This window comes from Pseudomonas sp. PAMC25584, from assembly GCF_058135675.1.
On sequence record NZ_CM176870.1, the window covers coordinates 4,506,887 to 4,519,786 of the forward strand.

Sequence of the window (12,900 nt, forward strand, 5' to 3'; positions counted from 1 at the left end):
CGGTATGCTTGCACGCGTCTAGCACGGGCATCCGCCTGATTTCTTTCGTTACTGCTCCTCGCTTTTCATGGAGTGAAGCATGCTCAAACCGATTATTTTCCTGCTCAGCGCCCTCGCCGCGAGCCCACTGGCCGAAGCGCAAATTTTCCAGCGCGAATTGGGCGACTTCGATCTGAAATTGGGCACCACGCCCAGCCGCAGCATGGCCCAGGGCCTGGTCAAGCCCACCTCGCCGGGCAGCGACGCCTTCCACGGCGGCCTCGACCTGAGCCACAACAGCGGCCTGTATTTCGGCCAGTTTTCGCCGAATATGGGCCTGTCTTCGGCGAGCAACCTCGAAGTCGACTCATACATGGGTTTCAAGCACCCCTTCGACCAGACGCTGGGCTACGAAGTAGGACTGATCCACTACAGCTACCCCTCGCTCAGCCTCCTCGACAGCCAGGAGTTCTACGGCGGCCTGAACCTGCTGGGCAATCGCTTCGGCGCGTCTTTCAGCAATGACCCCGACCGCCAGGACAGCACGCTATTCGCCGACCTTGGCGGCACGCAGCCTTTCGGCATCGGCGTCAGCATGAAGTACACGACGCACCAACTGGGTAGCCCGGTGTCGGTGGATAGCGGCTCGATTCGCAGCTTCAGCGACTGGTCGGTGCAATTCTCGAGGGCGTGGATGGGCGTTGACCTTGACCTGATCTACAGCGACTCCAGCCTCAATGGCGGCGACTGCTCGGCCTACTCCGGACACAATTCGCAATGCGATGGGCTGTTGACCCTGAAGGCCGCGCGGACGTTTTATTGATGGGCTGAACTGTCGCACCCAGCGCGGGTTCACATGCATCAACCCCCTCTGCGCAAGGACCTGCCCATGTTGCATCGGCTCACATTTCTGCTGGTATTCGTGATCGCGAGCCTGGCGCTTGGCGGCTGCAACCGCGTGGGTTTGGCCTACCGCAATCTCGACGTGATCATCCCGTGGACCCTAAGTGACTACCTGGCCATGAACGCCGTGCAGAAGCGCTGGTTCAACGACACACTCCAGCAACACCTGGCCTGGCATTGCACCACGCAGTTACCGGGCTATCTGGACTGGTTAGACCGCCTGCAACAAATGGTCGACAACCATCAGGTCAGCGACAGCGCCTTGCAGAGCCGTACCGGCGAAGCCAAACAGGCGGTTAACGAGATCGCGCGCGCGATCACCCCGTCGGCCGTCCACTTGCTGCGCGGGCTGGACGACCAGCAGGTCAAGGACATGAACGACGCCTTGGCCAAAGACCTGCGCAAGCGCCAGGACGAATACCTCAAACCGCCCCTGCCGCAACAGGTCCAGGAGCGGGCCGAGCGTATGAGCAAGCGCCTCGATACGTGGATCGGGCCGCTCAGCGCAAGCCAGCAGCAACGCGTGACGGCCTGGTCCGCAGAGCTGGGTGAACAGAACCAGCAGTGGCTCGACAACCGCGCCCGCTGGCAGGGGCAGTTCATCGACGCAGTGCAACAACGCCACGACGCTGACTTTGCGCAAAAAATGCAACAATTGTTGGTGGACCGAGAAGGCCTATGGACCCCGGAATATCGGGAGGCCTATGCCCAGACAGAAACAGCAGCGCGCAGCCTGATCGTGGATCTAATGGCGCAAAGCAGCGTACAACAACGCCAGAAGCTGACGCACAAAATCGAGGGCGTGCGCAGCGATCTCAAGGCGCTCAAATGTCTAAAAGCCGCCGCTGACTAGAACGTGGGGGCAAGACCGCTCCCACATGCTCTTCAGGCAATCGCCGCCTTCGACGCCACAGCGTCGAACGTCACCGGTTCCAGCGCATCCGCCTGCTCATCCAGCACCTGACGTGGGTGAGCGTTGCCCGGTATTGAGCTGTCTATCAAGGCCAGCAATTGGGCACCTCGCGGCGTCAAAACAAAGTTCTCACCACTGCCACCCTCGTCCTCTGGCCGCGACTCGATAAACCCGCGCTTGAACAACAGCGCCTCGTAATCCGCAGCGGTCTTTTTCAGCGCATCCAGATTGCCGGTGGACTCGCCCGCCGTGGCCTTATCAGCGGCTTCCTCCTCGGCGTATTTGCGCGGGGCAAAGCTGCCCTCGCCATTCTGCACTTCATGCAGCAGACGCTCGATCAGATCCCAGTTGTAAGTCGTCATCCTGATTCCTCCTGCGGGCCAAAGGAAAGTAACCCGTCTAGAGGTGTGACACGCGACGTCACTGGCCGTTCAGCCGAATGGACAGGTGTCATTGCGCTGAACTTTCCAGACGTTCACCCCCTCAACTGAGCATCACCGCCAAGGAGGTCCGATCATGAAAACCCTGATAAACCTGAGCATCGCCGCCACATTGCTCGCTGCCCTGCCCGCTTGGGCCTGCACCCCCGAAGAAGCCACCATCAAGCGCGAAGAACTGGCCAAGGCCGTCACTCAGCTTACCGAGCAGAACCCGAGCAAGGCCAAGGAGATGAACGACGAGCTGCAGAAGATGGACCTGGACACGCAAAGCGCGGAGTTCCCGGATAAATGCCAATTGATCGACGCCCGCCTCAAAGAACTGAAAGAAGCGGCGGCCAAAACAAAAAACTGAAGGCAATAAAAAACCGGACAACGTCCGGTTTTTTTATTGCGGCCCAGGCTTATTCGGCAGCCGGCGCTTCCGGCTTGCGACGCTTGAGTGGCGCCATGCCGTCCTTGCTGACCAACGACAGGTTGTCGGTCTTCGGCCGGTTGGCGATCTTGCGCTTGGTCGGCGACTTGGCGCCGGCCTTTTTCTTGTCGCCCTTGGCGTCGACTTTTTTCTTCTTCACGCCCACGGCCTTGCCCGACGCCTTGACCTTCTTCGGCCCGGTGTAGGTGCCTTTGACTTCCTTGATGGTGCGGCGCTCGAACGACTGCTTGAGGTAGCGCTCGATGCTCGACATCAAGTTCCAGTCACCGTGGCAGATCAATGAGATCGCCAGGCCATCGTTGCCGGCACGCCCGGTGCGGCCGATACGGTGTACGTATTCATCGCCGCTGCGGGGCATGTCGAAGTTGATGACCATGTCCAGACCATCGACGTCCAGGCCGCGCGCGGCGACGTCGGTGGCGACCAGGATCTTCACCCCGCCTTGCTTGAGACGGTCGATCGCCAGCTTGCGGTCCTTCTGGTCTTTCTCGCCGTGCAGGACGAACGCCTTGTAGTCCTGCGCCACCAGGCGACCGTAGATACGATCGGCCGCAGCCCGGGTGTTGGTGAACACGATGGCCTTCTGATAGGTCTCGTTGGCCAACAGCCAGTTGAGGATCTGCTCTTTGTGGACGTTGTGGTCAGCGGTGATGATCTGCTGGCGCGTGGTCGCGTTCAGGTCGCTGACGTTGTTGACCTGCAGGTGCTCGGGGTTGTTCAGGACCTTGGCAACCATGTCGCGCAGGGTCGAACCGCCGGTGGTGGCGGAGAACAGCATGGTCTGCTGGCGATTCACACATTCAGCCACCAGGCGCTGCACGTCATCGGCAAAGCCCATGTCGAGCATGCGGTCGGCCTCGTCGAGCACCAGCACTTCGACCTCCTTGAGGTCGAGGTTGCCGGCGTTGAGTTGCTCGATCATGCGGCCCGGGGTGGCGATGAGGATGTCCGGCACCTTGCGCAGCATGGCGGCCTGGACCTTGAAGTCTTCGCCGCCGGTGATCAGGCCGGACTTGATGAAGGTGAACTGTGAGAAACGTTCCACTTCCTTCAGGGTCTGCTGGGCCAGCTCGCGAGTCGGCAGCAGGATCAGGGTCTTGATGCTGACGCGCACTTTAGCCGGGCCGATCAGGCGGTTAAGAATCGGCAGGACGAAAGCGGCGGTCTTGCCACTCCCGGTTTGAGCCGTCACCCGCAGGTCACGCCCTTCGAGCGCGAGCGGGATGGCCGCTGCCTGCACAGGCGTAGGCTCGACAAATTTAAGCTCGGCCACGGCTTTGAGCAGGCGTTCGTGCAGGGCGAATTGGGAAAACACGGGTGCTACCTCGAAGAAATACAAAATATCAGCTGCATAGGGTAACGGTTTCGGGCGTCCAAACCGAGTTTCTTTACGCGAACAGCGTCAATCAGCTGTTTTTTTGTTAAGGCGTTTGTCTGTAACGCCAATGTTGCGGCACTTAGATGCTCTAATCGCACGGTCTTGTCTTACAGAAGAATCGGTTTCACCCATGGATATCAAACAGCTCTGGCTCAACGTCAAAGACCTTTGGAGCGCCCTCGACGAACATCCCCTGCTGCATTCCAGCCTGGGCTTGCTGGTGCTGCTGGTGGTGGCCCTCTTGCTCGGACGGGCGGCGCGTTACCTCATCCTGCATGCGGTCAAATTGCTCGGACGGCAACCGTCCCTGCACTGGCTCAATGACCTGCGCCACAACAAAGTCTTCCACCGCCTGGCGCAGATGACGCCGTCGCTGGTGATCCAGTTCGGCCTGTACCTGGTGCCGGACCTGAGCAAGACCGCGACCCTGTTTATCGGCAACGTGGCGTTGGCGTTCACCCTCCTGTTCATGGTGCTGGCCATGAGCGCACTGCTCAACGCCCTGCTCGACATCTATGCGCGCACCGAACACGCGCGTACCCGCTCGATCAAGGGTTATGTGCAGTTGGCGAAGATGGTGCTGTTCGTGTTTGGCGCGATCATCATCGTCGCCACCCTGATCGACCGCTCACCGCTGTTGCTGCTGTCCGGCCTGGGTGCGATGTCGGCGGTGATCTTGTTGGTGTACAAGGACACCCTGCTGTCATTCGTCGCCAGCGTGCAGTTGACCAGCAACGACATGCTGCGGGTTGGCGACTGGATCGAAATGCCCCAGGTCGGCGCCGACGGTGACGTGGTGGACATCACCCTGCATACGGTCAAGGTGCAGAACTTCGACAAGACCATCGTCTCGATTCCGACCTGGCGCCTGATGTCCGAGTCGTTCAAGAACTGGCGCGGCATGCAGGCGTCCGGCGGGCGTCGGATCAAGCGCAGCCTGTTCATCGACGCCAGCGCCGTGCGCTTCCTGCGCGACGATGAAGAGGCGCGCATGAGCCAGGTCCACCTGCTCACCGACTACATCAGCCGCAAGCAGGCCGAGCTCAAGGCCTGGAATGAAGCCCAGGGCCAAAGCGCGCGGTTGTCGGCCAATCGCCGGCGCATGACCAACCTCGGCACCTTCCGCGCGTATGCCCTGGCCTATCTGAAAAGCCACCCGGATATCCAGCCGAACATGACCTGCATGGTGCGTCAGATGCAAACCACCGCCCAGGGCGTACCGCTGGAAATCTACTGTTTCACCCGCACCACGGCGTGGTCGGATTACGAGCGGATTCAAGGGGATATCTTCGATTACCTGCTGGCGGTGCTGCCGGAATTCGGCTTGAGCCTGTACCAACAGCCGAGCGGCACTGACCTGCGCAGCGGGCTGTTTGCAATGACGCAGAACACCACCGCCGCGCAAGCCCCGGAGAACTGACAAAGCGCACGGTGAGGGGCTCCCTTGCCCCTCGCCTGTTGAATCCCCCCGCGCTAAATCAGGCCTTGCGCTACAGGCCAAGCCTGCCCGGCAAATAGCTGACGAACATGTTTAGTTGCCCACGCCGCAAAATCAAACCCACGCAACAACAAAGAAAACTTCACCTATACATTTAGTGATTTTCACTATCCAGGCGCCCGATTTTTAATCTGTTTTTAGAAAAACCAAAGCTATAGCATCTGGCCATCGAACAACTCTGTGAGAAGGCATTACTTATGTTATGGACAACTAAGCTTTCAGATGATGTGGCACACTTTTTATTAAGTTCGGATGCGGAAGCACTGACTCACTACTGCAGTGCAACTGGCTTCTCTCAACCTCGCGACTTTTATACCGACAGCCCTTACCAGCGACCTTCAAGGCCGCAGGACGTGACCGATGCAATTATCAGCACCCGCCTGACAAGCGACCAACTTTCACACAGCCAGCATCTTTTGGCGCAACGCTTATTATTGAACATCTATGAACAAGACTTGGTCTTTTTACCCAAGCCGCCCATGGCACTGGATCTCAAGGCATTCAAGAATTTTTATGATCCGCAGCATGCCGCGTCCGGTAAAAAGATTCGTCCGCTACTGGAGCAATACCTCTACAACTGGCTCAAGGAAGAGGTTCACATCAACGGTCCCTGGTGCCTAGACTCCTTTGTCGCCCACACCGACAAGGTATTGGACGATGTGGCCCGGTCCGACTCCAAGCTCCATGAAGTCCTGACCACCAGCCGCCATCCCGAACGTGCTGCGCGGTTTTTCATGACGCAATGCGCCGGCGACTTCCTCAGTGAAGCCTCGGCCATGGCGCGCAATGTGCTGGGTAACGGCGGCGTGTACACCAGCGAACTGTTCAAGATCCTGATCGACGAATACGGTTACGGCATCGACAAGAAGAAGCACAGCACCATTTTTGAAGACATGCTCAAGGACATGGACATGTCCCATCACGTGCATCACTACTGGCAGTTCTATACCCCCGCCTCGCTGTCGCTCACCAACTACTTCCACTACGTGTCGGCCAACCATGGCGAGCTGTTCCGCTATATCGGCGCCATGTACTACACCGAAGCCACACTGGCCCTGACCACCCAGCATCAGTCACGCGCGATCAAGACGATCTTCAACGGCACGGTCTCCACCGAATACTTCGACGAGCACTCACACATCGATGTGCATCACGGAAGAATGGCCCTGCAACGCCTGATCCTGCCGATGATCAAACAGTTCGGCAACGCGATCATCCCCGACCTTATCCGCGGTTTTGAGGAGTTCCGGTTACTGCAGGACATCGCCGACGATGAGCTTTATGCCCATATCAAGTGGCATGACGAGATGGATGAACACCGTGCCAACGCCCGCGCCCTCCATGGCCGCAAGCCGGTGGACCTGACGATCACCGAGCCTGAACACGAGCTTTCGGTGCTGCACACCCACCCCAATGACGAACTGTTCTGGGTCGAATCCGGCGAGCTGGATTTTGTCGCCAGCCCCGAACTGACCGTGCGGCTCAAGGCCGGGGAAGGCGTGGTGATTCCCAAGGGCATGCTGCATGGCACCTGCATCGTCAGCCCCTCCTGCACTTACACCGTCACGGCCATGTGAGGACGCCGCCCCATGAAAGCCATCAGCCTGAACCTCAGCCATACCCACTATGTGGCGGTGGACGGGAAAACCTACTTTCTCAAGCGTCATGCGCATTCGACTCAACTGCTGCCGACAGCCTGCCCCCATCGCGGCGGCCCGCTGCACATGGGGGAAGTGACGGGTGACGGGCAAAGCGTGATCTGCCCCTGGCACGACAACGCCTACAAGGTCTGCAACCTGGAAAAGAAGTCGCTGCCCACCGTTCGCGTCAGAAACCAGATCAGTACCGTCATCGGTGACACCGAGCGATGCGTGCCTCTCCTTAAACTCTCTCGTTACGACTGATGGTGCCCATGAATAATAAATCGACCCTTGCTGCGTTTTATTCGATCGTGACCCTCTTCACCGGCCTGGACATGGCGATTGTGATCGCCATGGTCTGGTTCGGCCTGGAGACTACCGGCTCGACGTTCCTGGTGGGCGCCACCTTATGCGTGGCGACCGTGGTGCCGTATTTGTGCGAACAGTACATCGGCAAGTTCTTCACCATTGAACTGAGCATGAAACGACTGTTGTACATTCGCCTGACCGCGTTCGCCGCCGTGCTGGGGCTGTCGTTTACCGACGCGGCGCTGTTGCCGATCGGCTTCCTGGCGATTGCCTTCGTGGTGGGGGTCACCGACTACTTCACCATCAGTACCCTGGAATCGAAAAACACCAAGCTGGTGCTGGCCGGGCTGACCAACAGCGACACCTCGGCGCGCTTGATGCAAACCTCCATCCAGATCGGGGCCTTCGGCGGTGCGCTGCTGGGCGGCGTGATTGTGGATGTGTTCAGCGTCAACCAGACCCTGCAGATCATCAGCCTGGGGGCGATCCTGTCATTGGCGGCGATTCTTTTTGTGGCGCCAACCCCCGTCGCCGATACCCCCGAGCAGGCCGCCGACGGCCACACGGCGCAGCCCCTGCACCTGCCGCGCAACCTGTACATCCTGATCATCGTGTTGAGCATGATCGGCTTCCATATCGGCGCCTTCAACAGCCTGGTGCCCATCGTTTTCCAGAAACTCAACGAATGGAACGCCACCCTGTTTGGCGTCGCCAGCGGCCTGGCGGGCCTGGGTGCCTTCAGCGCCGCAGTGCTGCCACGGATCAAGCTCAACAGCTACAGCGCGATCCTGCTGGTGATACTGGCCGACGTAGCAATCGTCTATTTCCATAACCTCTACGTGATGATGGGCGCCGCCTTCCTGCTGGGTTTCTGCATCAACAGCCTGCGCATCCAATTGCGTAAAACCCTGATCGAGTCGGCGCCCAACGCACGGATCGCCGACGTGATCGCCGCCAAAAGCTCGCTCTACTACCTGCTGGTCAGTGGCTCGGCGCCGATGATCCTGACGTTCTTCACCACCGCAGCCTTCCTCGGGCTCGAAGGTGCGCGCGTGCTGATGATCGTCTCCGCCGCGCTGTTGGCTGCTGCCGTACTGGCGTGGAACCTCACCCCTGCCGTCGCGGCCACCGCCACCACCGAATAGGAGTACCTGCTTTGGAAACCGTACTGATCGTTGACCCGTTCTCCACAGGCAAACTCTACGCGCCCTTGCTCAAGGCTCAGGGCGTAAGGTGCATTGCCGTGATGTCCACCGACAGCTTGCCCAAGCATTTCACCGATGACCTGATCAGAGAAAACTTCGACGCGGTCTACAACTGGGAAGAGGGTTTGCTGGAGATCCTCGAACTGCTGTCGCTGAGCGCCGTGATCGCGGGTTGCGAAACCGCGATCTACCTGACCGACTACCTCACCGAAGTCCTGCGTATTCCCGGCAATAGCCGCATCACCAGCGACCTGCGTCGCAACAAGTTCTCGATGCAGCATGCCCTGAAAAAACACGGGCTGGCGAACATTGAATCGCAACTGCTGAGCTCGCCAACGCGCATTGCAGAGGTGGTTGCCACGCTGAAAGACACCGCCACCTATGTAGTCAAGCCGCTCAATTCCGCCGCCACCGAAGGCGTGGTGTTTGCCCAAGGCCGGGCTGGCGTCGAAACTGCCTTGAACAATGCGGCCTGGCAGCGCAAAAACGACCTGGGGGAAATCAACCTCGGCTTCATCGTGCAGCCGTTCGTCTCGGGCCCGGAATATGTCGTGGATATGGTCGCCTTTGACGGCGTGTACATCATTGCCTCGGTGTGCAGATACACCAAGGTCCAGAAAAACGGCAGCATGTTTGTCTACGAAAGCCTGGACACCCTCGATCCCCGCGCCGAGGAACTGCAGCCGCTGAACGACTACGCCCGCCAGGCCGCTGCGGCGCTGAGCATCGAGGTCGGCCCGATTCATATGGAAATCATCTGGTCTGCAGACGGCCCGGTGATGATTGAAGCCGGCGGCCGCTTGCATGGCGGCATCGCACCGCTGTTGTTTCAACAGGTGTACCACCCCGACTTGCTGTCGCTGGCCATCGACAGCTACCTCGGCCGCCCACGCCCCCGCAAGGATGCGGTCAGCCAGATCAGCCACGGCCGGATCGGGTTCTTCTGCTCCGATGAACAACGCACCTTCGCCGCACCCTCGTCGCAGGCCTTGCAGAGCGTGATGGAGGACGAGGCGTATTGCGGCCACCGCTACTTCATCGACGCCGGCGATACCACGCCGATCACGATCGACTTCGCCACCTGTCCGGGGCTGTTCTGGCTGCAACACCTTTCGGCGCCGCAACTGGACATCAGTACCGCCAATCTACGTAAAAAACTGTGGTGTTAAGGCAATGAAAAGTCGTTTGATCATCCGAAAGTCAGCCAGTGATCTGGGCATCAACAATGCGTGCGCAGCGGTTATCGAAGACATTACCGTGTCGGACGACCAGAGCTTCGTCAGTGTCCTGCAAAGCAACCTCAATCACGTTGCGTCCCACCTCAACGAACTGGACTCCAACGTCATTTACGAGGGCTTTGCCAAGCAACTCAAAAAACTCGGCTACGAAAACACCGTCAGCGCCAACGAGAAACTGTTGCGGCGTTTCATCGCCAAAGGCGTCCACCCCATCAACAACATCGTCGATGCCTATAACGCCGTGGCGATCCGGCATGGGGTCAGCATCGGCGTACACACCTATCATCAGCAGGATGATATTTATGTCATGCGCTCGCAGGCCCCCAGGGCTTTCCGACCATTGTTCGCCAAGAAGGACATTACGATTCCGGCGGGCGACATCGTCTATACCTGCGGTGACGTGCCCCTGGCGAGCATCGGCAAGGTCGACGCCGACGCCCATGACTTCAGGCTGACGAAGGACTCGTCCAGCCTGCTGGTGGTGGTGCTGGGGCACGACGACACGACGTTTGCCTTCAACCAGGCCGTCATTGAAGAGTTCGTCGACACCCTGCGCCAGCGAATGCCGGCCTTGAGTCATCACTTTCTCGAGACCGTACACGATCACGCCTGAGGCTGATGCCGCGTAGCCGTTGCCGAAACAGCAGCGGCTAGCGCCAGGCCTTGAGTACCGGGTTGACCACCACCTCGCGCACATGCTCGATCTTCAGCAGGTTGTCCTTGAACACCATCAGCTCTTCGAAGTTGCGGTATTTGACCTCGAGCATCATGTCGACGTCGCCGAACAGCGAGTAAGCCTGAACCACTTCGCGGAACTGGTAGATCTTCGGAAACACCAGGTGACAGTTGCTGCCATTGAGCATGAGCATCAGAAACGCCGACTGCTGGGCTTCTTCATCTTCAGCGACGTTGATGGTGAAGCCGAGGATAATGCCCTTTTCGATCAGTTTTTGAACCCGCGATTCGACGGCGGTTCGAGACTTGTGAACTTGTCGCGCCAACTGCGCCAGGCTGACCCGGGAGTCGTCCTTCAAGGCAGCAATTATCTGTTCGTCAACCTTGTCCACTCTGCCGCCCCCACACTTTTCTCTTCGATAACAGACTTTCATTCCCGCTCACGCATGCCCAGGGCCTATCACCCCGCAGACTGTACGCCTGCTTCGGGTTTTATGCCCAACCGACTGATCCACACCGCGCCCAGAATCACCAAGCCGCCCAGCGCCAGGCGGCCCAGGGGCTCGTGCTGGTTCCAGATCAACAGGTTCAATAGCAGCCCCACCGGCACGTGCAGGTTGTTCATCACCGCCAGGGTGCCGCCGTTGACCAGGCACGCGCCCTTGTTCCACCAGTACATGCCCAGGGCCGTGCTGACCAGCCCGAGGTACACCAGCACACCCCACTGCAGCGGCGCTTCGGGCAGGAAATCGGCCTTGCCGAACACCAGGAACGCCGGCAACACCACCAGCAACGCGCCGAGGTAGAAGTAGCCGAAACGCCGGTAGTGCGGCAGATCACTGGGGTAGCGCGCCACCAGATGCTTGTACATCACTTGCCCGGCGGCGTAGGTGAAGTTGGCCAGTTGCAGCAGCAGGAAGCCCATGAGGAAGTGCGGGGTGATTTGATCGAAGCGGATGAGCGCCGCGCCCGCCACCGCGACTAGGGCGGCGACCAGTGCCCAGGGGTTGAAGCGCCGGTTGAGGGCGTCTTCGATCAGGGTCACATGCAACGGCGTAAGGATGGTGAACAGCAGCACCTCCGGCACCGTCAGCACGCGAAAGCTCAGGTACAGGCAAACGTAGGTCACACCGAATTGCAGCGCACCAATGACCAGCATGCCGCGCATGAAGGTCGGCTCCACCGAGCGCCAGCGCGTCAGCGGAATGAACACCAGCCCGGCCAACAGCACGCGCACCAGCACCGCGAAGTAGCTGTCGACGTGACCGGCAAGGTATTCGCCGATCAAGCTGAAGGAAAATGCCTGTATCAGGGTGACAACCAGTAAGTAGCCCATGCGCGCCTCGTATCGAATGGGCGGGACATTAAAGGTTTTCGGCGGTTCACGAAACTCGGGGCAAAAAAAACCCGACCTCGCTAGAGCGGCAGTCGGGCAGGAGCACTCAGGAGCAACAAGTGCAAAGGGAGGTTCTTACGCGTACTTGAAGGGTTTGCGTGGGGAGATATAAACACCCCGCGATTATCTGACGATTAAAGGATCACGCGACCTGCGCCAGCAACGCCTTGGCGTGGTTGATGCCTTTTTCCTGGAAGTCCCCACTCAGGTTCACCCCTTCGGCGTGAATGAACGTCACGTCATGAATCCCGATAAACGCCATCACCTGACGCAGGTAAGGTTCCTGGTGATCGGAGCTCGCGCCGGTGTGAATCCCGCCACGGGCGGTGAGCACGATGGCCCGCTTACCGATCAACAAACCCTGGGGGCCGGTGGCGGTGTACTTGAAGGTCACACCCGCGCGCAACACATGATCCAGCCAGGCTTTGAGGGTGCTGGGGATAGCGAAGTTGTACATCGGCGCCGCCATCACTAGCACGTCGGCGGCGAGCAATTCGTCGGTCAATGCGTTGGAGCGATCCAGAGATGCCTGCTCGCGGGCGTTGCGCTGATCCGCCGGTTTCATCCAGCCGCCGAGCAGGTTGGCGTCCAGGTGTGGGAGCGGGTTGAGCGCCACGTCGCGCACGCTGATCTGATCCGCCGGGTGAGCCGCCTGCCACTGGCTGATGAACTGCCGAGTCAGTTGGCGGGAGATCGAATCCTGCTGGCGGGCGCTGCTTTCGATGATCAGAACGTTGGACATGGCTGCGTAGGCTCCATCTGTGATTGCTGTAAGTCGATGGAGAAAAGATTAACCAGGGCCAATTCGATAAAAAAGCGCAAAAAACTGCTACAACCCATCTAGAAATTTGTTTATAAGCGGAGTATTCCTGTAGACATGCTCCGCTGCTGCT

General features: G+C 59.2%; 14 protein-coding genes. 9 read left to right on the forward strand and 5 right to left on the reverse strand.

All coding sequences use genetic code 11. The annotated features are described in order from the left end of the window. Nucleotides 1–79: 79 nt before the first annotated feature. Both ACS5Q8_RS20900 and ACS5Q8_RS20905 read left to right on the forward strand, forming a co-directional pair. On the forward strand, nucleotides 80–802 hold the full coding sequence (locus tag ACS5Q8_RS20900; protein WP_276194268.1) for a TorF family putative porin: 723 nt from the start codon (nucleotides 80–82) through the stop codon (nucleotides 800–802). Nucleotides 803–868: 66 nt separating this feature from the next. Next, nucleotides 869–1,735: a DUF6279 family lipoprotein gene (locus ACS5Q8_RS20905; protein ID WP_276194269.1), complete on the forward strand. Its 867-nt coding sequence runs from the start codon at nucleotides 869–871 to the stop codon at nucleotides 1,733–1,735. 32 nt (nucleotides 1,736–1,767) lie between these two features. Here the strand turns inward: ACS5Q8_RS20905 and ACS5Q8_RS20910 are convergent, their stop codons facing one another. Then, entirely contained in the window at nucleotides 1,768–2,157 is a 390-nt protein-coding gene (locus tag ACS5Q8_RS20910; protein ID WP_247397393.1) for a transcriptional regulator, read from the reverse strand. A gap of 154 nt (nucleotides 2,158–2,311) precedes the next feature. Between ACS5Q8_RS20910 and ACS5Q8_RS20915 the strand changes: the two genes are divergently transcribed. Continuing rightward, a complete protein-coding gene (locus ACS5Q8_RS20915) occupies nucleotides 2,312–2,587 on the forward strand; it encodes a hypothetical protein (protein WP_247397391.1) in 276 nt (91 codons plus the stop codon). Between the two features lie 49 nt (nucleotides 2,588–2,636). On the opposite strand, the gene ACS5Q8_RS20920 is transcribed toward ACS5Q8_RS20915, so the two are convergent. After that, nucleotides 2,637–3,983, reverse strand: a complete 1,347-nt coding sequence (locus ACS5Q8_RS20920; RefSeq protein WP_276194270.1) for a DEAD/DEAH box helicase — start codon at nucleotides 3,981–3,983, stop codon at nucleotides 2,637–2,639. A gap of 193 nt (nucleotides 3,984–4,176) precedes the next feature. Between ACS5Q8_RS20920 and ACS5Q8_RS20925 the strand changes: the two genes are divergently transcribed. The 6 genes from ACS5Q8_RS20925 (at nucleotide 4,177) to ACS5Q8_RS20950 (ending at nucleotide 10,549) form a co-directional block, all read left to right on the forward strand. Next, nucleotides 4,177–5,466: a mechanosensitive ion channel family protein gene (locus tag ACS5Q8_RS20925; RefSeq protein ID WP_465159377.1), complete on the forward strand. Its 1,290-nt coding sequence runs from the start codon at nucleotides 4,177–4,179 to the stop codon at nucleotides 5,464–5,466. Nucleotides 5,467–6,023: 557 nt separating this feature from the next. Next, the gene (locus tag ACS5Q8_RS20930) at nucleotides 6,024–7,121 is read left to right on the forward strand and encodes an iron-containing redox enzyme family protein (RefSeq protein WP_276194272.1); all 1,098 of its coding nucleotides are present in this window, start codon (nucleotides 6,024–6,026) and stop codon (nucleotides 7,119–7,121) included. Between the two features lie 12 nt (nucleotides 7,122–7,133). Beyond that, complete coding sequence (locus tag ACS5Q8_RS20935; protein ID WP_247397386.1) at nucleotides 7,134–7,448, forward strand: Rieske 2Fe-2S domain-containing protein; 315 nt, start codon at nucleotides 7,134–7,136, stop codon at nucleotides 7,446–7,448. An 8-nt stretch (nucleotides 7,449–7,456) separates the two neighbouring features. Then, nucleotides 7,457–8,638 (forward strand): MFS transporter, encoded by a 1,182-nt coding sequence (locus ACS5Q8_RS20940; protein WP_276194274.1) that lies wholly within the window; start codon nucleotides 7,457–7,459, stop codon nucleotides 8,636–8,638. A gap of 11 nt (nucleotides 8,639–8,649) precedes the next feature. After that, nucleotides 8,650–9,867 (forward strand): ATP-grasp domain-containing protein, encoded by a 1,218-nt coding sequence (locus tag ACS5Q8_RS20945; RefSeq protein ID WP_443695586.1) that lies wholly within the window; start codon nucleotides 8,650–8,652, stop codon nucleotides 9,865–9,867. 4 nt (nucleotides 9,868–9,871) lie between these two features. Next, nucleotides 9,872–10,549: a phenylalanine--tRNA ligase beta subunit-related protein gene (locus tag ACS5Q8_RS20950; protein ID WP_426100065.1), complete on the forward strand. Its 678-nt coding sequence runs from the start codon at nucleotides 9,872–9,874 to the stop codon at nucleotides 10,547–10,549. Nucleotides 10,550–10,586: 37 nt separating this feature from the next. Here ACS5Q8_RS20950 and ACS5Q8_RS20955 read toward each other — a convergent pair whose 3' ends face one another. The 3 genes from ACS5Q8_RS20955 to ACS5Q8_RS20965 form a co-directional block, all read right to left on the reverse strand. Continuing rightward, the gene (locus tag ACS5Q8_RS20955; protein WP_247397381.1) at nucleotides 10,587–11,003 is read right to left on the reverse strand and encodes an Lrp/AsnC family transcriptional regulator; all 417 of its coding nucleotides are present in this window, start codon (nucleotides 11,001–11,003) and stop codon (nucleotides 10,587–10,589) included. Between the two features lie 68 nt (nucleotides 11,004–11,071). Continuing rightward, nucleotides 11,072–11,947 carry a carboxylate/amino acid/amine transporter gene (locus ACS5Q8_RS20960; protein WP_426100066.1) on the reverse strand — a complete coding sequence of 292 codons (876 nt, stop codon included), beginning with the start codon at nucleotides 11,945–11,947 and terminating at the stop codon, nucleotides 11,072–11,074. A gap of 202 nt (nucleotides 11,948–12,149) precedes the next feature. Continuing rightward, nucleotides 12,150–12,749, reverse strand: a complete 600-nt coding sequence (locus tag ACS5Q8_RS20965; RefSeq protein WP_276194276.1) for an FMN-dependent NADH-azoreductase — start codon at nucleotides 12,747–12,749, stop codon at nucleotides 12,150–12,152. Nucleotides 12,750–12,900 lie beyond the last annotated feature (151 nt).